At 64.8% G+C, this 25,320-nt stretch carries 23 protein-coding genes; 5 read left to right on the forward strand and 18 right to left on the reverse strand.

All coding sequences use genetic code 11. The features are described from left to right. The first annotated feature begins 142 nt into the window (after positions 1-142). Positions 143-2,116 carry an alkyl sulfatase dimerization domain-containing protein gene (locus PW947_RS02620; RefSeq protein ID WP_299629438.1) on the forward strand — a complete coding sequence of 658 codons (1,974 nt, stop codon included), beginning with the start codon at positions 143-145 and terminating at the stop codon, positions 2,114-2,116. Here PW947_RS02620 and PW947_RS02625 read toward each other — a convergent pair. The 3 genes from PW947_RS02625 to PW947_RS02635 are packed head-to-tail and all read right to left on the reverse strand — an operon-like array spanning position 2,097 to position 6,476. Next, complete coding sequence (locus tag PW947_RS02625) at positions 2,097-3,815, reverse strand: DHA2 family efflux MFS transporter permease subunit (protein ID WP_299629440.1); 1,719 nt, start codon at positions 3,813-3,815, stop codon at positions 2,097-2,099. The genes PW947_RS02620 and PW947_RS02625 overlap by 20 nt on opposite strands. Continuing rightward, positions 3,812-4,969 (reverse strand): HlyD family secretion protein, encoded by a 1,158-nt coding sequence (locus PW947_RS02630; protein ID WP_299629442.1) that lies wholly within the window; start codon positions 4,967-4,969, stop codon positions 3,812-3,814. The genes PW947_RS02625 and PW947_RS02630 overlap by 4 nt, the downstream gene beginning before the upstream one ends. 1 nt (position 4,970) lies before the next feature. Further along, complete coding sequence (locus tag PW947_RS02635) at positions 4,971-6,476, reverse strand: efflux transporter outer membrane subunit (protein WP_299629626.1); 1,506 nt, start codon at positions 6,474-6,476, stop codon at positions 4,971-4,973. Between the two features lie 133 nt (positions 6,477-6,609). On the opposite strand from PW947_RS02635, the gene PW947_RS02640 reads away from it, so the two are divergent. Further along, positions 6,610-7,380, forward strand: a complete 771-nt coding sequence (locus PW947_RS02640) for a helix-turn-helix transcriptional regulator (RefSeq protein WP_299629627.1) — start codon at positions 6,610-6,612, stop codon at positions 7,378-7,380. 173 nt (positions 7,381-7,553) lie between these two features. Then, positions 7,554-7,811: a hypothetical protein gene (locus PW947_RS02645; protein ID WP_299629444.1), complete on the forward strand. Its 258-nt coding sequence runs from the start codon at positions 7,554-7,556 to the stop codon at positions 7,809-7,811. A 212-nt stretch (positions 7,812-8,023) separates the two neighbouring features. Here PW947_RS02645 and hpnH read toward each other — a convergent pair whose 3' ends face one another. From hpnH to PW947_RS02695, 10 genes are all read right to left on the reverse strand, one after another. Beyond that, positions 8,024-9,577, reverse strand: a complete 1,554-nt coding sequence (gene hpnH, locus PW947_RS02650; protein WP_299629446.1) for an adenosyl-hopene transferase HpnH — start codon at positions 9,575-9,577, stop codon at positions 8,024-8,026. 378 nt (positions 9,578-9,955) lie between these two features. Further along, positions 9,956-10,309 carry a RidA family protein gene (locus PW947_RS02655; protein WP_299629448.1) on the reverse strand — a complete coding sequence of 118 codons (354 nt, stop codon included), beginning with the start codon at positions 10,307-10,309 and terminating at the stop codon, positions 9,956-9,958. 88 nt (positions 10,310-10,397) lie between these two features. After that, entirely contained in the window at positions 10,398-11,588 is a 1,191-nt protein-coding gene (locus PW947_RS02660) for an FAD-binding oxidoreductase (RefSeq protein WP_299629450.1), read from the reverse strand. Then, positions 11,581-13,011, reverse strand: a complete 1,431-nt coding sequence (locus PW947_RS02665) for an FAD/NAD(P)-binding oxidoreductase (protein WP_299629452.1) — start codon at positions 13,009-13,011, stop codon at positions 11,581-11,583. Before PW947_RS02665 ends, PW947_RS02660 begins: the two co-directional genes overlap by 8 nt. Next, positions 13,001-13,351 carry a (2Fe-2S)-binding protein gene (locus PW947_RS02670; RefSeq protein ID WP_299629453.1) on the reverse strand — a complete coding sequence of 117 codons (351 nt, stop codon included), beginning with the start codon at positions 13,349-13,351 and terminating at the stop codon, positions 13,001-13,003. The genes PW947_RS02665 and PW947_RS02670 overlap by 11 nt, the downstream gene beginning before the upstream one ends. A 7-nt stretch (positions 13,352-13,358) precedes the next feature. Next, entirely contained in the window at positions 13,359-14,534 is a 1,176-nt protein-coding gene (locus PW947_RS02675) for an FAD-dependent oxidoreductase (RefSeq protein WP_299629455.1), read from the reverse strand. Continuing rightward, entirely contained in the window at positions 14,531-15,328 is a 798-nt protein-coding gene (locus tag PW947_RS02680) for an ABC transporter permease (protein WP_299629457.1), read from the reverse strand. The genes PW947_RS02675 and PW947_RS02680 overlap by 4 nt, the downstream gene beginning before the upstream one ends. A 4-nt stretch (positions 15,329-15,332) precedes the next feature. Next, on the reverse strand, positions 15,333-16,205 hold the full coding sequence (locus tag PW947_RS02685) for an ABC transporter permease (RefSeq protein WP_299629459.1): 873 nt from the start codon (positions 16,203-16,205) through the stop codon (positions 15,333-15,335). Then, complete coding sequence (locus PW947_RS02690) at positions 16,192-17,262, reverse strand: ABC transporter ATP-binding protein (RefSeq protein ID WP_299629461.1); 1,071 nt, start codon at positions 17,260-17,262, stop codon at positions 16,192-16,194. The genes PW947_RS02685 and PW947_RS02690 overlap by 14 nt, the downstream gene beginning before the upstream one ends. A 55-nt stretch (positions 17,263-17,317) precedes the next feature. Beyond that, a complete protein-coding gene (locus PW947_RS02695; RefSeq protein WP_299629463.1) occupies positions 17,318-18,415 on the reverse strand; it encodes an ABC transporter substrate-binding protein in 1,098 nt (365 codons plus the stop codon). 135 nt (positions 18,416-18,550) lie between these two features. Between PW947_RS02695 and PW947_RS02700 the strand changes: the two genes are divergently transcribed. Continuing rightward, positions 18,551-19,504 carry a LysR substrate-binding domain-containing protein gene (locus PW947_RS02700; protein WP_299629465.1) on the forward strand — a complete coding sequence of 318 codons (954 nt, stop codon included), beginning with the start codon at positions 18,551-18,553 and terminating at the stop codon, positions 19,502-19,504. Positions 19,505-19,537: 33 nt separating this feature from the next. On the opposite strand, the gene PW947_RS02705 is transcribed toward PW947_RS02700, so the two are convergent. Then, positions 19,538-20,428: a LysR family transcriptional regulator gene (locus PW947_RS02705; RefSeq protein ID WP_299629466.1), complete on the reverse strand. Its 891-nt coding sequence runs from the start codon at positions 20,426-20,428 to the stop codon at positions 19,538-19,540. Between the two features lie 138 nt (positions 20,429-20,566). Between PW947_RS02705 and PW947_RS02710 the strand changes: the two genes are divergently transcribed. Beyond that, positions 20,567-21,091, forward strand: coding sequence for an SRPBCC domain-containing protein (locus PW947_RS02710; protein WP_299629468.1), 525 nt, complete (start codon positions 20,567-20,569; stop codon positions 21,089-21,091). Between the two features lie 8 nt (positions 21,092-21,099). On the opposite strand, the gene PW947_RS02715 is transcribed toward PW947_RS02710, so the two are convergent. From PW947_RS02715 to PW947_RS02730, 4 genes are all read right to left on the reverse strand, one after another. After that, a complete protein-coding gene (locus PW947_RS02715; protein WP_299629470.1) occupies positions 21,100-22,686 on the reverse strand; it encodes a TrkA C-terminal domain-containing protein in 1,587 nt (528 codons plus the stop codon). Between the two features lie 75 nt (positions 22,687-22,761). Beyond that, positions 22,762-23,643, reverse strand: coding sequence for a neutral zinc metallopeptidase (locus tag PW947_RS02720; protein WP_299629472.1), 882 nt, complete (start codon positions 23,641-23,643; stop codon positions 22,762-22,764). A 301-nt stretch (positions 23,644-23,944) separates the two neighbouring features. Further along, the gene (locus tag PW947_RS02725) at positions 23,945-24,586 is read right to left on the reverse strand and encodes a DUF1109 domain-containing protein (RefSeq protein ID WP_299629474.1); all 642 of its coding nucleotides are present in this window, start codon (positions 24,584-24,586) and stop codon (positions 23,945-23,947) included. After that, positions 24,583-25,155, reverse strand: a complete 573-nt coding sequence (locus PW947_RS02730; protein WP_299629476.1) for a sigma-70 family RNA polymerase sigma factor — start codon at positions 25,153-25,155, stop codon at positions 24,583-24,585. The genes PW947_RS02725 and PW947_RS02730 overlap by 4 nt, the downstream gene beginning before the upstream one ends. Positions 25,156-25,320 lie beyond the last annotated feature (165 nt).

Below are 25,320 nucleotides of genomic sequence, written 5' to 3' on the forward strand. Positions count from 1 at the left end.
GGGTAATCCATAGGACTGGATTGCCTCGCCGACTTTTTCATTTGGCTTGCACCAAAGGGCAATCGATTTTGCCTCAAACCCCAATGCACTTGATAGCAGGACTGCTGATATGGTCTAACTGCCAACTACCGGAGATGACACCATGTTCGCACTGTCCCGCGCTAGAGCCGCCTGTGTCATTTTTTCGATGACGCTAGGGGTCGGCTTTAACCTGAGCGAAGCGGCCCCTAACCCTGCTACGGATGCAACCCGCAAGGCCAATCAGGCCGTCGCCGATTACCTTCCATTCTCGAATAAACAGGATTTCGACGACGCCCGACACGGCTTTATCGCCGACCTTCCGAGTCCCGTCATCAAGGGCAGTGCAGGCAATACCGTGATCGATCTGTCGCAGTACGATTTTCTGAAGCAAAGCGGAGCCGCACCCGCGACCGTCAATCCGAGTCTCTGGCGGCAATCGCAGTTGCTCGCCATTCGCGGCCTGTTCAAGGTGACCGACGGCATCTACCAGGTGCGCAATATCGACCTCGCCAACATGACCTTTATCCGGGGTAAAACCGGTTGGGTCGTGATCGATCCGCTTACGTCGGTTGAAACCGCCAAAGCCGCACTCGACCTGGTGAACGACAAGGTCGAAAAGCTGCCGGTGTCGGCCGTCATCTTCACGCATTCGCACGTCGATCACTTCGCGGGCATTCGCGCGATCGTCGACGAGAAAGATGCCCGCGCGGGCAAAGTGCCGGTGATCGCGCCGGAAGGATTCATGGAAGAAGCCGTCAGCGAAAACGTCTTCGCCGGGAATGTGATGAGCCGGCGCGCGTCGTATATGTACGGCAACCTGCTGCCGAAGAGCCCCGAAGGCAGCGTCGGCGGGGGCTTGGGCCTGACCACCGCCGCCGGTACGATCACGTTGTTCGAACCGACGAAGCTGGTCGACAAGACGGGCGAAAAGCTGACGGTGGATGGAATCGATGTCGTGTTCCAGATGGCGCCCGGCACCGAAGCGCCGGCGGAAATGCTGTTCTATTTCCCGCAGTTCAAGGCGATCGATCTTGCCGAAGATGCCAACCATACGCTGCACAATATCCTGACGCTGCGCGGCGCGAAGGTGCGTAGCGCGCAGAAGTGGGCGAGCACGCTGGATCAGACCATCGACATGTGGGGCAGCGAGGCGGTCGTGTCGTTCGGTAGCCACCATTGGCCGCAATGGGGCAATCAGCGCGTGGTCGAGCATCTGGAGAAACAGCGCGACCTGTACAAATACATCAACGATCAAACATTGCGCATGGCCAATCAGGGCCTGACGATGAACGAGATCGCCGAACAGTTCGTGTTGCCCGACAGTCTGGCCAAAGAGTTCTATAACCGGGGCTATTACGGCGATCTGAAACACAACGTTCGCGCGACCTATCAGCTTTATCTGGGCTTCTGGGACGGCAATCCGGCCGACTTCAATCCGTTGCCGCCGGTCGATGAAGCGAAGAAGTACGTCGAAATGGTGGGTGCCGACAAGATGATCGCAACTGCCCGGTCAGCCTACAGCAAGGGCGACTATCGATGGGCGGCCACCGTGGCGAACAAGGTCGTGTTCGCCGAGCCTAAAAACCAGGCTGCACGCAATGTCGAAGCCGACGCGCTGGAGCAGTTGGGTTATCAGGCGGAGTCCGGTCCCGCCCGCAACTTCTATCTGTCCGGTGCACAGGAACTGCGAGGCGGCGTCAAGAAAATGGCGACGCCCAATACGAGTTCGCCCGACATCATTCGCGGCATGACCACGGATATGTTCCTCGACTTCCTCGCCATCCATCTCAACGGACCCAAGGCCGGCGACAAGTCCTATGCGTACAACCTGAAGTTCCCGGACATCAACGCGCAGTACGTGCTGACCGTGAAAAACGGCGTGATGAACTACAGCAAGGACAAGCAACTGGATAAACCGGACGGCACCGTGACCTTGAACCGCACGACGCTCGACGACATCGCGCTGGGCAAGATCAAACTCGGCAATCTCGCCGAAAGCGGCGACGTGAAAATCGACGGTGACGCGCCCAAGTTCAAGGAGATGCTCGCCAACTTCGACAAGTTCGACTTCTGGTTCACCATCGCGGAACCTTGATCGATCGAGATCCATCGCCATCTGTCGATATCAAGCAGGCAAGCGCCGCAGCCGCTACGCTGACGGTCGCTTGCCTGATCTTCCTGAAGGCGGCGGTCGCCTCGACGACCGCTGCTCTCACGCACGACTCCGGCGCAAATGCCAACGCGGCAATAGCGCACGCCGCCATCGCCAATCCGGCGATCAGGAACGTATCGCTGTAAGCCATCAGCCGCGCTTCGCGATCCACCAGTTGCCCGACGAGATCGAGTGCGGCCTGGCGGGCACCCGCGGCGCCCGACCCAAGCAGCGCGTGCTGGCGATCCATGTAGACACCCGAGATCGTCCTCACCATTCCGATCAATCGCTCCTGAAACGCTTCGCTGTACGGCACCACCGCTTCGCCCAGCCGCATCGCGTGCAATTTGCTGCGCTCGACCACCAGCTGGCTTGCAATCGCGATCCCGATCGCGCCGCCCAGGTTGCGCACCATGTTGAAGACGCCCGAGGCCGAACCCAGCTGACTCTTCTCGATCCCATCGACCGCCATCACGCCAAGCGCGATCACGACCAGCGATTGCCCGATGCCACGCACGATCAGCGACGGCACCACCACATTCGCCGACGCATCCAGATTGAGGTGCATGTTCATCAGACACCCTGCCGCGACCAGCGCGAAGCCCGCGACGATCGTGGTTCGCGCGCCGACCCGGCGCATCAGCGGCGGCGTCAGAAACGACATCGCGAACTGAACCAGCCCGTACGGCACCATCATCACGCCGATATCGCGCGCGCTGTAGCCCTGCAATTCCGCGAAGTAGTTCGGCACCAGAAAGACCACCGCGAACACCACCGCGCCGAACAGAAACTGCATCAGGCTGGCAATGCCGAAGTTGTAGCGCCCGAGCAGCCGCAAGTTGATGAACGGATCGTCGCGCCGCACTTCGACCACGACGAATGTCACGATCCCGATCGCCGCGACGATCGACATGTACACGATCAAGCTGGAGCCGAACCAGTCCTTGCGACCGCCCTCCTCCAGCACGATCTGCAACGCGCTGAGTCCGATCGCCATCGACGCGATGCCGAGCCAGTCCGCATTGCGCAAACGCTCGAGATGCGCGGCTTGCGGCTTGATCGCCCAACCGATCGCCGCGATCAGCGCAATCGCAGGCGGAATCTGCAGATAGAAAATCCATCGCCATGAATACATGTCCGTCAGCCAGCCGCCGAGCGACGGCCCCGCCGCCTGCGCAACATTGTTCGCGACCGCGAACAGCGCCATCCCGAGCGGATGCCGGGACGACGGCAACTCGGTGACGATCAGCTGGAACGACAACGGAATCAGCACGCCGCCGAATGCGCCCTGCAACGCCCGCGCGGCGATCATCGACTGGATGGTCGGCGCGACCGAACACGCCAGCGAGAAGATCAGAAAGCCGCTCGTGCCGACCAGCAGCACGCGCCGCGCCGAGAACACGCGCACCAGCCAGCCCGTCAGCGGAATCACGATGATCTCGGCGACCAGATACGCGGTCGTGATCCACGAGCCCTCCTCGAAACTCGCGCCGAGCGAGCCGCGAATATCGGGCAACGATGCATTCGTCACATGCACGTTCATGCCCGCCATAAAACAGCCGAACACGCCGCCGAGCACGGCCACCCACGCGCGCAACGACACGGCTTCATGCGTCGCGCCGGAAGACACGGTCGCGCTCATGACGCCTTCGCTCCAGCGTTGCGGTCGTTGCCGCCGGCATCGCGGTCCTGCGTATGCACGCGTGCGATCACCGACATGCCGGGCCGCAACTGCAACGACGCCAGCGCGCCACGGTCCACCGCGATCTTCACCGGAATCCGCTGGACCACCTTCGTGAAGTTGCCGGTCGCGTTATCGGGCGGCAACAGCGCGAACTGCGCGCCGGACCCCGGCGCAATCCCCGCGACCCGGCCCGGCAACGTGTGCCCCGAATAGCTGTCCACGTCGATCTCGACGGTCTGGCCCGCACGCATCGCGGCGACTTCGGTTTCCTTGAAATTGGCGATCACGTACACGGCGTCGAGCGGGACGACGGCGAGCAGCGGTTGCCCCGTCTCCACATATTGCCCGGCGCGCACCGCGCGTTGTCCGACCGAGCCGTCGGTCGCGGCGCGGATCACCGTGTGGTCCAGATCGAGCTGGGCGAGCGTCAACGCGGCCTGCGCGATGCCGACCTGCGCGCGCGCGGCGTCGATTGCGACGGCATGCTGCGCCTTCTCGCCCAGCAACACCGCCCGCTGGCCGCGTTGCGCGCGAACCTCGGCATGAGCCTTCGCGAGCGCGGCATCGGCGGACAGTGCGTCGGCGTGGGCCTGCTCCCATCGCTGCGTGCTCGACGCCTGTTCCGCCGCGAGCTGGCGATACCGCTCGGCGTCCGCGCGACGTCGCGCCACCGCCGCTTCGGCGGCCTTGATGTCGGCTTCGGCACCGTCCGTCACGTTCGACTGTTGCGCGAGCTGCGCGTCGAGCGTGGCCAGCGCGGCGTGCTCCGCGTGAAGCGTCGCGACTGCGGCATCCACCGAGGCCTGCGCCTTCGCCACTTTCGCGCGATAGTCCGCGTCGTCGATACGGGCGAGGACGTCGCCCTTGCGCACCGTCTGGTTGTCGTCGACGCTGACGCGCGTCACGTAACCGGAGACGCGCGAACTGACCGTTACGACGTCGGCACGCACATAGGCGTCGTCGGTGCTTTCGATAAAGCGGCCGACGCGCCACCAGTGGACGCCGAATCCTGCCGCCGCAATCGATGCAACGACAGCAGCGACGATCGCTACGGTTTTACGGGCCATCAACGGCGTTTTGGCGGTCTTCTCGGGAAGGGTCGTGGAACTCATATCAGGGCTGTACGGAAGAAAGGGTGACGGAGGAAGACGAAGGTGCGTCGGCGGCGGACGGGTTCGCACCGGTTTGCCAGCCGCCGCCGAGCGCCTTGAATACGGCGATCTGATCGGCGGCCAGCGCAGCAGTCGATTCCGCCAGCGACGCACGCGCCGCGATCAGCGTGCGCTGTGCGTCGAGCACGTCGAGGAAATCGAGCGCGCCCGCTTCATAGTTCAGCTGCGCGAGATGCAGCGCACGGCTGTCCTGATCGAGCGCGGCCTGTAATGCGCGATGGCGGGTCCATTGCGTGCCGTAGAAAGACAGCGACTGCTCGGTCTCCTTCAGGGCCGTCAACACCCGGCCATCGAACGACGCGAGCGCGGCGCGGTTGTCCGCCTTCGCCTGCGCGAGCGTCGCGCGGCTCACGGACAGATTCGGAAAGCGCCAGCTGATCAGCGGCCCGATGCCCCACGACATCGCGTAACGGTCGCCGAGCGACGCAAGACTGCCGCTGGTCGACACCAGATCGACCGAGCCGCCGAGCACGATCGACGGATACAGCGCAGCGGTCGCGACCCCGACGCGCGCAGTGGCGGCGGCAAGCTGGCGTTCGGCTTCGCGCAGATCCGGGCGGCGGCGCAGCAAGGCCGCGCCGTCGCCGACCGGGAACGCTTGCGTCAACACAGGTGTGACGCGGCATCGCGCCGCCGCCTCGGGGACGTCGGACGGCAAGCGGCCGGTCAGCACCGCCAGTTCGGCCAGCACCGCGCGGCGCTTGCCTTCGAGTCCGGGAATCGCGGCCCGCGCGGTCTCGACGAAACCTTGCGCGCGCGCCACTTCGAGATCGGCCACGAGCCCGCGGTCGCGCTGCTTCGTCGTCAGATCGGCGAGATGTTGCGCAATCGCGAGCGACTGCTGCGCGACGTCGATCCGCTCGCCGTAAGAACACGCCTGCGCGTAACTGCCGGTGGTCGCGGCGACCACGGCGACGCGCACCGCGTCGGTTGCGGCTTGCATCGCGTCGGCATCGGCGTGCGCGGCATCGACCAGATGACGCACGCGGCCCCACAGATCGACTTCGTACGACACCGCGAACGACGGCGTCCACGCCCAGCGCGTCCGGGTCGCATCGCGACGCGCTGCCGCGACCGTCTGATCCGCCGTCTGTTCGCCTTCGTTACCGCCGAACGCCAGTTGCGTGTCCGGCAGACGCGCGGCGTCGGCGCTATCGGCTAACGCGTCCGCGTGCAGCAGATGCGCTTGCGCGACCGCGAGATCGCGATTCTGTTCGAGCGCCTGCGCGATCAGCGCGTCGAGCGCGGGATCGCGATACAGACGCCACCACGCGTCGGGAAGCGGCTGCGTGACGACCGGCGCGTCGGCGGCCGCCACGAAGGCTGCGGCGGCCGCTGTGGGCGTCTGCGGCGCCCGGTACGCCGGGGCCGACGCGCATCCCGCGCACAGTGTCGTCGCCAGTGCGAGCAAGGCCGGCCGGCGCAGAGGCCAGCGGTCGGGAACCACGGGGAATGGACGAATCGGCTCGTCGGTATTGCTGCATCGATGCATCGGTCACTCGCAGTTAAAAAGGGAGTGACCGATGGTAAAGTTCAACGATCAGGTCTTCGCTCGAAGAATTGCCATGCATCGTCGCAAAATGGACAGCATCTGTTTTCATGAGACGCCCGCGTCGCTGGCGTCCGCGCCCGTCGCCGTGCTTTCGACCGATCAACCGGCGCGCAGCAGCTTCCCGCCGCATGTCCACGCGAGCGGGCAACTGATCTATGCGATTTCGGGCGTGATGCTGGTGCGTTCCGATGCGGGCAGTTGGGTCGTGCCCACCGGCCGCGCGGTGTGGGTGCCGGGCGGTGTGCGTCATGAGATCGAGATCGCCAGCGACGTGCAGATGCGCACGGTGTACGTCGCGCCGGGCGCGCGCGCGGACATGCCGACGGCATGCAAGGTGATACGCGTGAGTCCGCTATTGCGCGAGTTGATCGTGACCGCGGCATCGATCGAACCGGCGCATCGCGACGGCGCGCGCGAACGGCGGATCTTCGAACTGCTGCTCGACGAGATCGGCCTCGCGGCGCCGTTACTGCTGCACGTTCCCATGCCGCGCCACACGGCGCTTGCGCGTCTGTGCCGCGAACTCATCGCGCAGCCGTGCGGCGATGTCACGCTCGACACGTGGGCCGGGCGCGCCGACATGCATCCGCGCACGTTCGCACGGGCGTTCCGGCGCGAAACGGGGATGACGCACGGCGCGTGGTGCCGTCATACGCGCTTGCTGCTGAGCTTGCAGCGACTGGCGGCGGGCGCGTCGATTCTCGATATCGCGATCGAGCATGGTTACGACAGTCCGAGCGCGTTCAGCGCGATGTTCCGCAAAGCGCTCGGTGTCGCGCCCAGCGACTATTTCAGATAAAGGGCGCGCCGACGCGCCGCCATCACGCCCCAGTACGCCCCATCACGCCGGCGATCGATCGTCCGGGTTGAGCCGGAATATCATCCGGGCGCCGGGATCGTTGATGGACTCGACCTCTTCATTCAGCTCGACGTCGGTGAGTGCGTAGATTGCACGATGAATGTCGATCCGTCGTGCGCCTGTTCGCGGGTAATCTGCTTGATCTTGCTACCGGGAATGCGCGCGGCGCGACCCGTCGGCGCGAGCAGCGCGCACGACAGATGCATGGCGTCGAGTTCACCGACCAGCGTGGTTTTCCCCGTTCAGGCACTGCCGCGCAAGATAAAGGCGTCGTGCGTGTCGTCCCGTATAAACGATACGATCGCGGCGAGTTCTGCATGGCGCGCATCCTTTTGCTAAAGACGCGGGTCGGAATGCTCGTTCCGGCTTGAATTTCGTTTCTGTATTTGTGTCACCGAAGCAGCGAAATCGCCATGAAATTCATGGCTGCGCCGAACAGCGAAATTGACCGTAACGTCAGAATGCGAACCCTACCCGACTGCCGTCGAACCGCGTTGACTTACAACGGGTTCGACGTGCCGGTTTGTGTCGCGCGCTACGGGTGGCGATACCGGCCGCGAAAGCGGCCGGTTGCCCGAACTACTTAATCGCCGAGATATTCCGGCTCGATCTGGATGTTCTGCTCGCCGGCAGCCTTCTTTTCCCAGTATCGCTTGACCCAGTTTTCGAAGGTCTTGCCAGCCGCCGTATCCTTGCCGGTGAACGTGATGCCACCGATCTCCGCGTACGGGATCACGTCCTTGGTCTGCTTGCCGGTCGGAATGATCCGCACGAAGCAATCCTTGAAGCTCGCACCGTACTGGCGGTCGTACAGATAGCCCGCCACCGTCGATCCATCCTTGCGGGTGATCGTGACGTCGCCGCGATAGTCGAAGGCTTTTTCCATCGCCTCGCGCACTTCCGCTTCGGTCGTCAGTTCCGGCGACCAGCCTTCGAGCTGCTCGTGCACCGCGCCCGCTGCCGTATTCGACTGATCCGGCGCGACGACGGCCGCCGCCTGCACGGATTCAGCGGCTTTGCCCTTCGCTGCGTCCGCGCGCTGCGCGCTCGGCACGAACACCATCGGCACTTCGTGCGACGTCTTCTTCCAGCCGGCGAGAATCTCGGTCGCCTCGCGGTCTTCATAGCGATCGAACAGCATCGCCTTGACCGTCTGGAACAGACCCTTGAACGAACCGAACGTGTAGTTCACGCCGCTTGCCTCGTAACCCGAGTGCACCATGCAGTTCGCGCACTTCGGATTGCCGCTTTCGGTGCCGTACTCGGACCACTTCACGCTTTCCATCAGCTCGTCGAAGCTGTCGGCGTAGCCATCCTGAAGCAGATAGCACGGCTTTTGCCAACCGAAGATGCTGTACGTGGGCATACCCCAAGGCGTGCAGGTCAGGTCCTTCTTGCCCATCAGGAATTCCATGAACATCGGCGACGCGTTGAAGCGCCAGCTTTTCTTCCGGTTCGACAGGATCGAGCGAAACAGCTTTTTCGAACGCTCACGTCCGAGAAAGTGCTTCTGGTCCGGCGCCTTCTCGTACGTGTAGCCCGGCGACACCATCATGCTTTCGACGCCCGCTTCCATCATTTCGTCGAAGTGCAGACGCACGCTGTTCGGATCTGCACCGTCGAACAGCGTCGTGTTGGTGGTCACGCGGAAACCTGCCGCGACCGCCGCACGCACGCCTTCCATCGCGATGTCGTAGCCGCCTTCACGGCACACAGCGAAATCGTGATGGTCGCGCTGACCGTCGACGTGAACCGAAAACGACAGATACTTGCTCGGCTTGAACAGATGCAGGTTCTTCGCGAGCAGCAGCGCGTTCGTACACATGTAGACGTACTTCTTGCGCGCGACCAGCCCGGCGACGATCTCAGGCATCTGCGGATGCAGAAGCGGCTCGCCGCCCGGAATCGCGACCATCGGCGTGCCGCACTCCTCGACCGCCTTGAAGCACTCCTCAGGCGTGAGTTGCGACTTCAGAACGTGCGCCGGATATTGAATTTTCCCGCAGCCCGCGCACGCCAGATTGCAGCGCATCAGCGGCTCGAGCATGAGTACGAGCGGATAGCGGCTTCGCCGCATCAGCTTCTGTTTCAGGACGTAGGTCGCGACCGTCCAGGCCTGCGAAATTGGCACTCCCATGCTACTAATACTCCTCGACAACCGGTTACTCGGCGGGATGATCCCGCAACTATATTCTATCAGGCGCTAAACGCGCGCTTCAGGCACCATCATTCGCCAAAAGCGTATTTCCTGCGCAGGCGTGATCTGTGGGGGGCCGAGCATGTGCCCGACTTTGCGCGCAATGATCGCACAATCTGCGATATCGGGTCGGGTGGGACGTACCGGAAGGCTGTGAAATGCCGATGTGACACCTGAACATATCGCCGCGAGGACGCGTCGGGACCGTGGGTTGCCACGCGGCCCGGCTGCCTCTCCCGGCGTGCCGGACCGGTCGGCGGCGCGGGCGGCGCGCAAAGCCGGAAAACGCGCAAACCGCGCAAACCGCCGCCAACGCGCTCAGGCGAGCGCAATCACCGCAATCTCCACCAGCAGTTCCGTCGAGGCCAGTTTCGCCTGGACCGTTGCGCGCGTCGGCGCGCAGCCCGGCGCAACCCACGCATCCCACACCGCGTTCATGCCCGCGAAGTCGCGTTCGATATCCGCCAGCCAGACTTGCGCCGACACGAGCCGGGTTTTGTCGATACCGGCCTGCTCGAGGAAACCGTCGATCTTGTCGAGCACCTGTTGGGTTTGCAGCTTGACGTCCGGCGTGCGGTCGTTCGACGTCTGACCGCCGACAAAAACCAGCCCCGCCGCCTTGACGACCCGGCTCATCCGTTGATTCGTTTCGATTCTGACGATATCGGACATACGCTGTACCACTCCTTCGCCATCCGGCGATTCAAGTTTGCCGCGCCACGCGCGGACCAGAACGGGCACGCCCGGCGCGCCCGGTAAATCAGTGAACGGCGTCGGCCTGCGGCGCGGCCGCGATCGCCTTCGCGTCGAAACGGTCGATCGCGAAAGCATCGAGCGATAACGAGGCTGCGCCGTCGAGCACCAGTTCCGACACCAGTTTTCCGCATGCCGGCCCCATCTGGAAGCCGCTACCGCAGTAGCCGAACGAATACGTGAGGTTCGACGCGCGACGGCTCGGCGAGATCACCGGCAGCGAATCGTCGGTGAAGGCCTCGACGCCCGCCCACGCGCGATTGATGCCGAGATGGCGCAGATGCGGAAACAGATCGACCACCGTATGCGCGCTGCGCACCAGCCGCGCGAAATCGACTTCGCCGTGACGCGCCGGTAAATCGGCGATACCGATCAGCTTGCCGCCAATCACCACCGTGCCGTTGTCGAACTGCTTGAACGACAGCGGACGGCCGGTCGCGCCGAGCGTCGAGCGGCAAAACGGCGCCACCCGATGCGTGACCATCAGCATCAGCCCTTCCGCATGCACCGGCACCGGTTCGCCGACCTGGCGCGCCAGGTCGCCCGCCCACGCGCCCGCAGTCACGACCAGTTTTTCCGCCGCGAAGGTTCCGGCTGGCGTCTGCGCAAGCCAGCGCGTGCCGACCTGTTCGATCGTCGACACCGGCGTGCCTTCGTGAAACACCGCGCCCAGCCGTTGCGCGGCGAGCCGGAACGCGGCCGTGGTGCGAAACGGCAACGCATAGCCGTCGCGCGCGACCCAGATGCCGCCCGTCACATGTGGCGCAATCGCCGGTTCGAGTTCGCGAACGGTCGCCGCGTCGATCACCGTTTCATGTGTGAAGCCGTGCGCTTCCAGCATCGCGACGCGTGCGCGGCATTCATCGAGTTCCGCATCCGATTCGGCGATTTTCAGCTGGCCGGATGCGACGAAACCGCCGTCGTCGCCGATCGTCTCGGCGAGCGTATGCCAGATTTCGCGCGACATCAGCGACACCGGAATCTCCGGCAGCAGACGGCCCAGGGTCCGCACGCCGCCCGCGTTGACGCCCGACGAATGCCGCCCGACGTAATCGGCTTCGAGCACGATCACGCGCGCGCCGCGCCGGGCCAGATGAAACGCGCTGCTCGACCCGTGCAGCCCGCCGCCGATCACCAGCACATCGGCTTCGGCGACCGGCGCAGCGAACGAATGAAGAGCCTCTGGACGCTTACTCACCGGCGAGTTCTCCGAGCGTGAGCGGTTTGATCGGCGGACGGATCCGGTAGTAGCCGACCGTGTCGGGTTCGACCTTGCGTGCATCGGAAATCACTTCCGTCACCGTCAGGCCGCACATGCGCCCCTGGCACGGTCCCATTCCGCAGCGTCCGAACGACTTCGCCTGATTCGGTCCGAGACAGCCGAGCGCGACGAAGCCGCGAATCTCGCCTGCCGTCACTTCCTCGCAACGGCACACGATCACGTCGTCGGCGGGGATCCGGTTCGCGTCGCGCGGCCGGTACAGGCTGTCGAGGAACGGCCGGATCCGCATCACGTCCGCCAGCGTGCGCCGGTGCAGCGCGGCGTCGCGATCGCGTGTGGCGGGATCGATCGCGCCGAGTTGCGCGGCGACCGCGAGCGCGCTCAACGCGCCCTGTTGCGCCGCCGCCAGCGCGCCGCCGATCCCACTGCCGTCGCCCGCGACGAACACGCCCGGCACGTCGAGTTCGCCCCATGTGTCGGTGTGCGGCGTAAAGCACAGTTGCGCGTCGTCCCAGCGATGCCGCGCGCGCAACGCCAGCGTGAACTGCGTGTTCGGCACTACGCCCTGATGCAGCAGAATCACGTTCGCGTCGATCCGGTGCGGCGTGCCTTGCGTCGTGAAGGACAGCGCGGCGGCGCGTTCGGTGCCGTCGTCGTCGCGGGTCGATTCGATACGCAGATCGTCGGCCGCTTCGTAGATCGCCACGCCCGCCGCGCGCAACGTGCGGATCAGTTGCAGGCCCTTGCTGAGAAACGGCCACGCGCGCAACGCCGACAACAGATGGCGCTTCGCGCGCCAGCGATCTTCGTGACGGGTCGTATCGACGAGCGCACGAATCGGCACGCCCGCGCGCACGTACTGCCAGCCGAGCAGATACAGCAGCGGTCCGCAACCGGCCAGCACCGGCGCTTCGGCGGGAACTTCGCCCGCGCTTTTCAGCAGGATCTGCGCGGCGCCGGCGGTCAGCACGCCCGGCAAGGTCCAGCCGGGAATCGGAAACGGCCGTTCGAGCGCGCCGGTCGCGAGGATCACGCGTCGCGCCTGAAAACTCGCCACCTTGCCGTCTTTCAGATAATGCACTGCGTGTTCGCGCGTCACCTGCCACACCGACGCATTCGACACATGCCGCGCGCCCGAGCGCACGAACGCGTCCGCGATCGCCGCGCCCGCTGCATAGTCGGGGCCGAGAATCTCCTTGCGACGCGCATCGGCGCGACCGATCGCCCGATAAATCTGTCCGCCGACCGCGTCCTGTTCGTCGAGCAACACCACCGACAAACCCGCCGTCGCCGCGCGCGTCGCCGCGCTCAGACCGGCCGGACCTGCGCCGACCACCACCACATCGACCGGATCCGCGCGCAGCGCGTCAACCGGTTCCGCACCGAGTTCAGCGGCCATGAGCGTTCTCCAGCGTAGCGTCGGTCTGATCGAAGGGCGGCAGATCGCGCGCGCCCTCTTGCGAGTGGATGCGCATGCCGTCGCGGACCGTCACCATGCAGCTTTGACGGCTCGGCACGCCGTCGATCTCGACGAGGCATTCGAAGCACGCGCCCATCATGCAGAACGGCGCGCGCGGCGCACCCGACACCGGCGTCGCGCGAAACCGCGACACCCCGGCCGCAAGCAGCGCCGCCGCCACCGAGCGGCCGCCCGGCACGCGCAACGGCTGGTCGTTGAACCAGATTTCGACAGGCGCATCGGCGCCGGGCAAGGTCTTGAAAAGCGGTCTCGAAGTCATGACGGTATCAGTGAGCGGGAGTGAGATTGGCGTGAGCAGCAGCGGCGTCGGTGGCGGCGGCGGAATCGGCCGTCGCGAAGCGGCCACCGGCGAACACCGGCAGTTCGTCGGGCATCGCGCCGCCTGCGATCCACGGTGCGATGCGCATCGCGTGCGCGGCGGCCAGCGTCACGCCGCTATGGCACGTGACGACGTACGCGCCCGGATGCTGCGTGGACGCTTCGTAGATCGGAAAGCCGTCCGGGCTGTAGACGCGCAGTGCGGCCCACGTCCGCACGACGCGCACGTCTTTCAGGAACGGAAACGCGCGCACGCCGCGCCGGGCGATATCGGCCAGCACATGAGTCGTGGTGAAATCGTTGAAGCCGACTTCTTCCATCGAGTCACCGAACTGTACGGTGCCTTCGTCGGTTTGCCGGACGTTGATCGTCGGGTGATGCAGGAATGGCGCGACGCGCTCGCTGATCAGCACCTGGCCGCGATTCGGCGCGACCGGCGCGTGCAATCCGACCTGCGGCGCGAGCACGCGATTGCCCAGACCGGCCGCCAGCACCACCTTGGCCGCGTGCCACTGGCCGCGCTTGCCGTGCACGGTAAAGCCGCCGCGCTCCGGCACGATCCGCGTCGCCTCCTCGCCGCTGACGAGCTGCACGCCGTGCCGCTGCATGCCCGCATGCAGCGCGCGCAACAGCTTGAGCGGATTCACGTGACCGTCCATCGGCGTGTAGCTCGCGCCCAGCACCTCGGGCCCGATCGCGGGCAGCAACTCGCGCAGCTCGCGCGCATCGAGCATCTGGTACGGGTAATCGCCGTCGAACTCGCGTTGCAAGGTGCCCAGACGCGTCTCGCGGTCGGCCAGTTCCGCGTCGGAAAAACACAGGTGAAAACCGCCCGGCTGACGCAGCGCCACGTCGATCCCGGTTTCATCGAGCAACCCGGCGGCAAGTCCCGGCCAGCGGACCGCCGAACTGCGCGACCAGCGCGCGTACGGCGTCAGTCCATAGCCTTTGCCCTGAATCCAGACGAGTCCGAAATTGCCGCGCGATGCGCGAAAACCGCCGTCGTCCTGATCGAGCACGGTGACCTTCGCGCCGTTGCGCGCAAGGCCGTAAGCCACCGCCGATCCGACCAGTCCACCGCCGAGCACGAGCACGTCGGGGCTGGCACATGCATTGAATGTCATCGAGCCTCTCCGATCAGAATACGGTCCAGTCCGACCATCCGGTCGAGCACCACCATCAGGATCACCGTCCCGACGATCAGCACCGCCGACACCGACGCGACGAGCGGATCGATGGTCTGCGCGATCTGGTTGTACATCGCGACCGGCAACGTGGTCGTGCCGGGCGTCGCGACGAAAATGGTCATCGTCAGTTCGTCGAAACTCTGGATGAACGACAGCACCCAGCCGCCCGCGACGCCGGTGCGGATCATCGGCAGGACGACGCGGCGGAACGCGGTGAAGCGGCTGGCGCCACACGACAACGCCGCGCGTTCCGCGTCGCGATCGAGCCCAACCGCCGACGACAGCGCGAGCCGCAACGCATACGGCAGCACCACGATCACATGCGTGGCGACCAGCGCCCAGAACGAGCCGCTCAGTTGCAGCAGCGACAGAAAGCGCAGAAACGCGATGCCGAGCACGACCGCGGGAATCATCATCGGCGACAGGAAAAAGCCCATCAGCGCGGCACGGCCCGGAAACCGGTGACGCGCGATCGCCAGCGCCGCCGGCACCGCCAGCACGACGCCGATCGTCGCCGCCGCGAACGCGAGCCGCACCGACAGCCAGAACGCGGACACGATGTCGCTGTTATCGAGAATCGCGCGAAACCAGCGCAGCGACGCGCCGTCGAACGGCATCGAGATAAAGCCCTTGTTGGTGAACGCGACCAGCATCACGACCACCAGCGGCGCGAGAATGAAGGTAAGGAACAGCGCGTTGAACAGCAGTCCCCAGAATCCGTTCTGTTTCATGGCGTCACTCGAAAATATGCTTGAAACGGCGTTCGGCGAGCTTGCTGCATCCCATCACGATCGCCACGTTGGCGATCAGCAGCAGCACCGCGATACTCGCGCCGAGCGGCCAGTTCAGCGTGCCGAGAAACTCGTCGTATGCCGCGGTCGCCACGACTTTCAGACGCCGTCCGCCGATCAGCGCGGGCGTCGCAAACGCCGATGCCGACAGCGCGAACACGATGATCGAACCCGACAGCACGCCCGGCATGATCTGCGGCAGCACCACGCGGCGAAACACGCGGAACGGCGAGCCGCCGAGCGACAGTCCGGCCCATTCGACCTGCGGGTCGAGCTTTTGCAGCGTCGCCCACACGGACATCACCATGAACGGCACCAGCACATGCGTCAGCGCGATCACCATGCCGGTCATCGTGAACACGAGACGCACGGGTTCGGAGGTGATATGCAGCGCCTGCAACGCCGTGTTCAGCACGCCGTTGTTGCCGAGCAGGATCTGCCAGCCGAGCGTTCGCACGACGACCGAAATCAGCAGCGGCCCGAGCACCACCAGCAGACACAGCGATTGCCACGGCCGCTTCATCCGCGCGAGCACGATGGTTTCCGGCACGCCGAGCAGCACGCATAGCAGCGTGACCGCGAACGCGAGCACCGCCGTGCGCAGGAAGATCGCGCCGTAGTACGGGTCGGTGACGACTTCGACATAGTTCGCGAGCGTGTAGGCGGGCTGCACGCCGGCAACATCGCTGAACACGTGGAACGACAGCACCAGCGTCAACAGCAGCGGCACGGCCAGCAGCACGCCGAACAGCGCCAGCGCGGGCGCCGACAGCAGCCACGGCGCGGCGCCGGGGCGGGTCTCGTCAAGCGTTGCCATGGAGCGCCTCCCGGGTCAGCACGCGCAGGTCGTCGTCGGTCCATGCCACGCCGACCTCATGCCCTTCGTCGGGCGGCGGCGCGCCGAAATTGGGCTGCGCGATATGCAGCTTGCCGAGCGCCGTATCGACCACCAGCAGCCACTGATTGCCGACGAACACGCGCGTCGCGACGGTGCCGCGCACGCGCGCATCGCCATTTGCGAGCCGCACTTTCTCGGGACGGATATACACGTTCACCGCACCTTCGACGGTGCGCCCTTCGTGCGGCACATGCAGCATGGTTCCCGCGACGTCCACTTCGGCGCAGCGCGGATTGTGCTTGCGCACTTCGCCGGCCAGCGTGTTGGTTCGACCCAGAAACGTCGATGCGAACGGCGTCTGCGGACGCTCGTACGCGTCGAACGGCGTGCTGAGCTGCGCGATCTTGCCGCGATGCATCACCGCGATCCGGTCGCTCATCGTCATCGCTTCGACCTGATCGTGCGTGACGAGGATCGTCGTAATGCCGAGGCGCTTCTGGATCGCGCGCAATTCGATGTGCATCTCCTCGCGCAGCTTCGCGTCGAGGTTCGACATCGGCTCGTCGAGCAGCAGCAGTTCCGGGCGCATCGCCAGCGCACGCGCAATCGCGACGCGCTGCCGCTGACCGCCCGACAGTTCCTTCGGATAGCGCGCGTCGAGCCCTTTCAGACGCACGAGGTCGAGCGCTTCGGCGACCCGCACCGCGCGTTCGGCGCGCTTCATGTTGCGCATTTCCAGTCCGAAGCCGACATTGCCTGCAACCGTCATGTGCGGGAACAGCGCGTAACTCTGAAACACCACGCCCATGCCGCGCTTCTCGGGCCGTTCGTTCGTGATGTCGCGGCCGTCGAGCGTGATCGTGCCGCCGCTCGGCGTGACGAATCCCGCGATCATCTGAAGCGTGGTCGTCTTACCGCATCCGGACGGGCCCAGCAGCGACAGAAATTCGCCGCGCTCGACCGACAGATCGACCTGTTCGATCGCGGTGAAGTCGCCGTAGCGCTTCGAAATGCGTTGGAGAGTCAGGAAGCTCATATGCATCGCTCCAGAGGAGTGCCCCGAAAAACCGGCGATCGCGCCGGCGCGTCGCTCAACGTTCGACGGAACGGTTCCAGCGTTCGGTCCATTCGGTGCGGTGCTGGTTGACCGTGGTCCAGTCCATCGCGGTCAGCTTGCCGATCTGCTCGGGCCCGTAAGGCACGCGCGCAGCGATCTCCGGACTCAGCTTGACCGTCTTGTTGACCGGACCGAGGCCGATCGACTGGGCCTGCATCGCCTGGACTTCGGGGCTCAGCAAAAACTGGATGAACTGCTGCGACAGTTGCGGCTGCGCGTTCTCCGCGACAGGGCACGCGGCGACCTGCAACGCCACGCCGCCCTCCTTCGGGTAGATGAATTTCAGCGGAAAGCCGGTGTTCTGCAACGCGACCGCGCGGCCGCTGCCGTACGGCGCGAGAATCACGTCGCCGGCTTGCATCAGGCCGTCCATCTCGCCGGGCGTCGGTGCCCACGACAGAACGTCGGGCGCGACCTGCTTCGTCATCGCGGTGAAACCGGGGTCGATGTTCTTTTCGCCGCCGCCGTTCATCCGCGCCAGCATCACGAGCGTGTGCAGGCCATACGTGTTGGTGATCGGCGGCACACCCAGCTTGCCTTTCAGACGTTTGTCCGTGAGCACCTGCCAGGAATCCGGTGCCGGCAGTCCGAGCTTTTTGAACGCTTCCTCGTTGTAACCGATACCGGTCGCGACCATGCCCACGCCCACCGACGTCGGGCCGAGCCGTGCCAGCGGATACAGGTCTTTCATCACCGGCGCTTCGTCGACTTTCGCGCACAGGCCGAGTTGCATCGCCTGATACATCGGACCGTCGTCCATCACGGCGACGTTGATCTGCTGATGCCCTTTTTGCGCCTGCAGTTTCGCGAGGGTGTCGCTGGAATTGCCCGCTACGTAGACGATTTTCACGTCATGGGCTTTTTCGAACGCGGGCATGATCTTCTGACGATACAACTGCTCGTTCGAACCGCCGACGTTCGCGACGTACAGCGTGGTTTCCGCGTGGGCGAAGCTGGGCGCGAGACCTGTCCCCAGCAACGCGCACGCGGCGGCGAGCGTGGCATAAACGGAGCGGGAACGGGAGGCGGATCGGGCGGGCTGACGGCAACGGCTGTGACGCACTTCTCTCATGACGACTGCTCCATTCGTAGTGGGGGACGGCAAGCTCTGAAGGCATGTGCTGTGATGCAGTCTCGCGCGCTGTGGTCATATCGTCCAATACGAATAAAATAGCAATCCATACATGGCTGATATGGGTTGACGACAATGAATCTGAAGCACATCGAGGCATTTCGCGCGGTGATGGTGGCGGGATCGATGACGGCGGCGGCCAAGGCGCTGTTCACGTCGCAGCCGAACGTGAGCCGGCTGATCTCGCAACTGGAACGCGAAACCGGCATGCCGCTGTTCCAGCGCAGCGGCGTGCGACTGATCCCGACCAGCGAAGGCACCGCGTTCTTCCGCGAAGTCGAACGCGCGTATGTCGGTCTGCAGGGGCTCGCGAACGCGGCCGCGCAAATCCGCAATCTCGGCAGCGGCCGCCTGCGCATCGCGGCGATGCCGTCGGCGGGATTGACGCTGTTGCCGCACGCGCTGAAGCGCTTCCAGGCGCTGTATCCGGACGTGACGGTGTCGTTGCACGTGAATACGTCGGGCACGGTGAATCACTGGACCGCGTCGCAGTTCTGCGATCTCGGCGTGGCCGTGTATGTCAGCGAGGCGTCCAATTGCGAGGTCGAGTTGCTGTCGAGCGTTGCGGCGGTGTGTGTGATGCCGGCGCATCACCGGCTCGCGAAAAAAGCCGTCATCAAGCCGTCCGACCTGCAAGGCGAATCGTTTATTTCGCTGTGCCACGGCGACGGCACGCGCGCGCTGATGGACGAGGTGTTCCAGCGCGCGGGCGTCGAACGCGTGCTCGCGATCGAGGCGCAATACACGGCGATCTGTTGCGAGATGGTGCGCGGCGGCATGGGCGTCACGCTTGCGCATCCGATCGTCGCGCGGGATTTTGCCGGACCGGACGTCGCGATCCGGCCGTTTTCACCCGACGTGATGTTTCCGACCTACCTGCTGTTTCCGCCCAACCGTCCGCGCGAACGGCTCGTCTCGGCGTTTATCGAGGTATTGCGCTCGGAATTGCTCGATTCGTTGAAATCGACGGAAACGCTCGCGCGACGCAAGACGGCGCGGCGCGCGGCTTCGTCGTCCCGCGCCGGGTGAAGCGGCGCGTTCGACCCCGCGCTGCCGTTTCCACTACGCCAGCGACTCGCACACCTCGGCGAGCAGCGCACGCGCCCAGCGGTGTCCCGGCGCGTGATGCGTCCGTTCGTGCCACGCCACGGTCTTGGTGAACCCGGGAATCTCGACCGGCGGTTCGAAGACGGCAAGACCCGACGCATGCGTCGCGAGTCTCGACGGAACCACCGCGATCAGATCGCTCGAACCCAGTATTTCCGGCAACACGAGAAAGCTCGTGACCGACACCGTCACCCGCCGCGCGCGGCCGATTCGTGTCAGCGCGTCGTCGGTGACGCCGGTCAGGCTGCCGCCGTTGTACGACACCAGCGCGTGATCGAGCGCGCAGAAGCGGTCGAGCGACAGCGTCTTTTTGCGTGCATCGGGATGGCCGTCGCGCATCACGCACACGTACCGCTCGTCGAACAGCCGGCGCGCATGCAGATCGGGCGGCGTGGTCTCGGGCGTAATCAGCGCGAGGTCGATATCGCCGCGCTGCATCTGTTCGTACAACCGCTCGTGCTGGACCGGCAGAACCACCGTTCGCAGGCCCGGCGCGTGCCGCCTGAGCGCCGACAGAAACGGCACGACCACCGCCTGCAATGCGTAGTCGGTTGCGGCGATGGTCAGCGTCATATCGGCGACGGCCGGATCGAAAGACGGCGGCTGCAACATCGATTCCACATCCGCCAGAATCTGCTTCAGCGGACCTTCGAGTTCGAGCGCGCGCGCGGTCGGCACGATGCCGCGCTGCGTGCGCACGAATAGAGGATCGCCGAAGCTGTCGCGCAAACGGGTCAGCATCGCGCTGACGGCCGGTTGCGTCAGCGAAAGGCGCTGCGCGGCGCGCGTGACGTTGCGCTCGTCCAGCAACGCGTCCAGCGCTTTCAGCAGGTTCAGATCGATCATCCTGACATCACTTCAGTGAATAACAGAAATCATGATAATCGATTAGATTTATTTCTGCGCGAGCGCCATCATGGCGATCACTGGCTGGACGACGCGCTGTCGACACGCGTCTTCCGCACCGATATCTATTTTTCAAGGATGCGCATCATGAACGAAATCTTCTGGCCGGAAGGCTATCTGCCGGGCACCACCGAAAACTTCGCGTCGAACGAAATGATCGTGGCAGGTCTGCGCGCCGCCGACGTGTGGCCGTTCCTCGCGAACGCGCCGCTGTGGCCGACCTATTACGCGAACTCCGCCGACATCCGTTTCTACGACGGCCGCGGCCCTATCCTCGAAGACGGCGTGCGTTTCTTCTTCAGCACCTTCGGTTTCCCGGTCGAAGCACAGGTCACCGAATACGTCGCGCCGGCCGCCGGTCAACCGGGCCGCGTCGCGTGGCACGGCTGGGCGGGCGAAAACGAAACGCGCCTCGACGTTCACCATGCATGGCTGATCGAAGATCTGTCAGGCGGCCGCGTGCGCATCCTCACGCAGGAAACGCAAAAGGGTAAGCCCGCGGAAGCGCTGGCCAAAGCTCGTCCGAATCCAATGATCAACGGTCACCAGGAATGGCTGGACGGCCTGGTCGACGCTGCGCGCAACAGCAAGCACAGCCAGTAACCTGCGCATCACCCGATTCGCGCCAGCACATCGACCAGCAGTATCTTGACGATCGTCATCGCGGGAAAAATCATCGCGTATCCGACGTCGGGCCGGTCGGTCGGCGCGATCTTGTTCGCGTAGGCGAGAATCGCCGGGTTGCCGCATGCACCCGCGATGATGCCGGCCAGATCGTCGTAAGACATCCTGAACACGAGCAGGCCCAGCAGCAGGATCGGCAATGCGAGCGCGATCAGCACCAGCGCGCCCAGCAGCAACATCTGCGCGCCTGTCTGCGACACCGTCGCCGCGAACTTCGGGCCCGAGGCCATGCCGACTTGCGCGAGAAACAACGTCAATCCGAGGTTGCGGATCACCAGATTCGCGGACAGCGGAATCGTCCAGTTGATGCCGGCGGTGCGCCGCACCTTGCCGAGAATCAGCGCGACGATCAGCACGCCGGACAAACCCAGCGACAGCCGTCCCAGGCCCGGCATCGGCAACTGGATCGCGCCGACCAGAAAGCCGAGCGCCATGCCGAGTCCCACCGAGATATAGCTGAATTCGGCGGTGCCTTTGATCGAATCGCCGAAGAACGTGCGCAGCGACGGAAAGTCGGCGCGATTGGCGAGAATCCCGATCCGGTCGCCGAATTCCAGCACGAGATCCGGACGCGGCATCACATCGGTATCGCCGCGGCGGACCTGCGCGATGATCGAGGCTTTCGTGCACGGCAGATCCAGATCGCCCAGCGTACGGCCGACCACCGCCGGACGCGACGCGAACACCCGCACGTAATCGAGATCGGCGCGGTCGCGCACCACCCGCCCCGGCGCGGCTTCGCCGAGCATCTGACGAGTTCGCTCCAGCGTCTCACGATCGGGCGCGACCGCGAGCACCACGTCGTTTTCCGCGAGCACGGTGTCGGGCGACGCCGGCGCATTGTGATGCGCGGTTCTGACCGCGACCAGTTGCACGTCCGACGGCAAGCCGCCCATTACTTGCGCGAGCGTTTTGCCGTAAGTCTCGGGATTGCGCAACGCGATTTCGAGCACTTCCAGACCGCTCGATGCCTGCACGTTGATACGCGGCTTGAAGATCAGCTGTCCCAGATAGATCAGCAGGATCGGCCCGGCAACACCGAACGGATACGAAATCGAATAGCCGACCGCCGGATCGTCGTTGCCGAGCGTGGTGATCGCCGCCTGCAACGACGCCGTGCTGGTGCCCGATCCGGAAAAGAGCCCGAGCGCATAGCCGGACTTCACATCGGTGAATCTGACGATCGCGAGTGTCGCGAGCCCCGACAGCACGACGCCGATCAGCGCCAGCAGATTGGCCCGACGCCCTTGCGAACTGGTCAGGCCGAGGAAAAACTGCGCGCCATACTGAATCCCGACCGCATACAGAAACAGCGCGAGCCCAAGCGTGCCGATGGTCGCGGGCGGCACCGACTTCGGCGCGAACCAGCCCGACGCGAGCGCAACGAACAGCACCGCGCCGACGCCGAGCGAAAACCCCTTGATATTGATCTCGCCCACCAGATACCCGACACCGATGGTGAGAAACAGCGCCATCAACGGTTGCTGCTCGAGAAGTGTCCTCAGGAATTGCATGCTCGCTCCCTGTGTGAAGCTCCAGCCGGGCAACCGTTCCGGACCTCTGCCGGACAACGCGCTAACGCGCTGCCGCTAGCGCGCGGCGAAGGTGTCGCATTTGCGGATATCGCCGCTTTCGAGCCCTTGACGCAGCCAGTACACGCGTTGCTCGCTGCTGCCGTGCGTGAACGACTCCGGCACGACATAGCCCTGACTCTGCCGCTGCAACCGGTCGTCGCCGATCGCGGCGGCCGTTTTCAGTCCTTGCTCGATATCGCCCGGTTCGATCAATTGCTGGTTCGCGCGTTGCGCATTGTTGGCCCACACGCCGGCAAAGCAGTCGGCCTGCAGTTCGAGTCTTACCGATAACTGATTTGCCTGCGCTTCGCCAGCCCTGCGACGCGCGGCATCGACTTTGTCCGAAATGCCGAGCAGTTTCTGTACATGGTGACCGACTTCGTGCGCGATGACGTACGCCTGCGCGAAGTCGCCGCCGGCACCGAAGCGCTGGCGCAGCTCATCGAAAAACGCGAGATCGAGATAGACCTTCTGGTCGGCGGGACAGTAGAACGGCCCCATCGCCGATTCGCCGCTGCCGCACGCGGTCGGCGTGGCGTGCGAGAACAGCACGAGGCGCGGCGGCGTGTACTGCCGTTGCAACTGCGTCTCGAACACGGTTTCCCATGTGCGTTCGATATTGCCGAGCACCTTGCGGGTGAAAACCGTCGCCTGATCGGTCGCCGGCGGGCGGTTGGGCGCAGGCGCGGGCTGCTGCGCCGTCTGCGTCGATTGCGACCCTTGCAGCACCGACGCGCCCTGAATGATCACCCGCGGGTCAATACCGAAGAAGTACGATGCCGCCAGCGCAACGACGATCGTGCCGATGCCGATCGTTGCTCGCCTGCCACCGGAGCCGCCCGAGCCTCCGCGACGGTCTTCTACATTCTGGCTTTCGGCTTCGTCGTCGAGACGCATAGGGACTCCCGCAAATCGGATAAACGGCGATGACTGGCCTTGAGTGCTTTAGCGCTTCAGTCATTCAGGCGCTCGGACTCCGCAGCCCCGCCGGCTGGCCGGTTGGCCGCACAGGGAGATGATGCCTGAGCGCAGGCCGCTGTTGAAAGCGCGGCGCGTGGTGCGTTGCGGGGCGGGTGGTGTCTGGTGTGTGGCGTTTGGCGTTTGGCGTTTGGCGTTTGGCGTTTGGCGTTTGGCGTTTGGCGTTTGGCGTTTGGCGTTTGGCGTTTGGCGTTTGGCGTTTGGCGAATGGACGCGCAAATCACCACTTCAATACGCGCGGGCCGATCAGTGCGCCGATGACCGTCGGCACCAGCATGCCGAGCAGATACCACGCGCCCCAGAACGGAATGCCCATTTCCGGGCAATGGAGACAGTAAGCCAGCGTCGCGGTCGATCCCGCCAGCAGGCCGCCCGTCGCGCCCGCCAGCCGAAGCCGGGTCGGCGCCAGTCCTTTGAGCGCCCACATCACGGCCACGAAACCCGGCACCGACAGCAGCGCGATGTTGAACGGGCACACGCGCCAGGTTTTACCCAGCACCAGCGCGAGACGTTCGCCGTCGGGGGCCGCCATCAACACGTAGCAACCGGCAACCCACACCGCCGCCACCGGCGCGGCGATCAGCCAGCCGCTCCGGCCTGCCGGCACGCCCGGACGCGCGAGGCGCGTGGTGATCGACAGCGCGCCGGCCATCAGGCACAGCGGCAACGCGATCTTCGCCCAGAAGATCGGCGTCATCGCGACCTCGGCGAGGTCGCGACGGATGCCCAGCAGCAACGCCATGATCAGCGTCGCGCCGACGGCCGCGATCAGCACCGCGACGCCGAACCGCTTCGCCAGCGCATGCCGGTCGACCGGCGCAACGCCGGTGGCCAGCAGGGAAATAAAGTCATCGGTTTTCATCGCGTTCCTCGAATCTTTGCTGCCAGCGCCTTGAGTCCACGATGCACGCCGATCTTGACCGCCGATTCCGACAAGCCGGTTTTCCGCGCGGTTTCCGTCACCGACAAACCTTCCAGCTTCACATGCACGATCGGCAGACGTTGACGGTCGGGCAACCCATCGAGCAGCTTGCCCAGATCGCGTTTTGCCTGTGCAGGCTCGAGATCGGGCGCGGCGAGCAGCTCGGCTGCGTCGTCGAGCGGATCGTTCAGCGCGTCGTGCCGCGCGCGCGCACGAAAGTAATCCGTCAGCTTGTAACGCGCGATCGCGTGAATCCAGGCGGTCAGCGGATCTTGCGCACGGTACGTGTGGCGAGCGTTATGGACCGCCAGCAACACTTCCTGCACGAGATCTTCGATGTCCGCTGAACCGGGCTGAAGGCGTCTTCGCAGAAACCCGCGCAGGTGCGCGCCAAGCGCGCCCAGAAACTGACGGTATGCGATTTCGTCGCCATCCAGCCCGCTCAGGAACAGCGTGCGCAGATGCGCCTCTTGGATCTGCGCTGCGGTGATATCGGTAGTTCGATTCATCTGGGGCGTCGGTTACAGGAAACAGGAGTTTATTCCAACGACCCACGATCCGGACACCGCCACGCAGCGTCGCACGTCGGTTTTCGTCGCGCGATGAAAAAATTTTCGATTCGCTGTAACCGCGCCGCGCCGCCCGGCGAACTACCTGTCAGATGCGGAATAACG

Source organism: Paraburkholderia sp. (assembly GCF_028283785.1).
Lineage (GTDB): Bacteria > Pseudomonadota > Gammaproteobacteria > Burkholderiales > Burkholderiaceae > Paraburkholderia.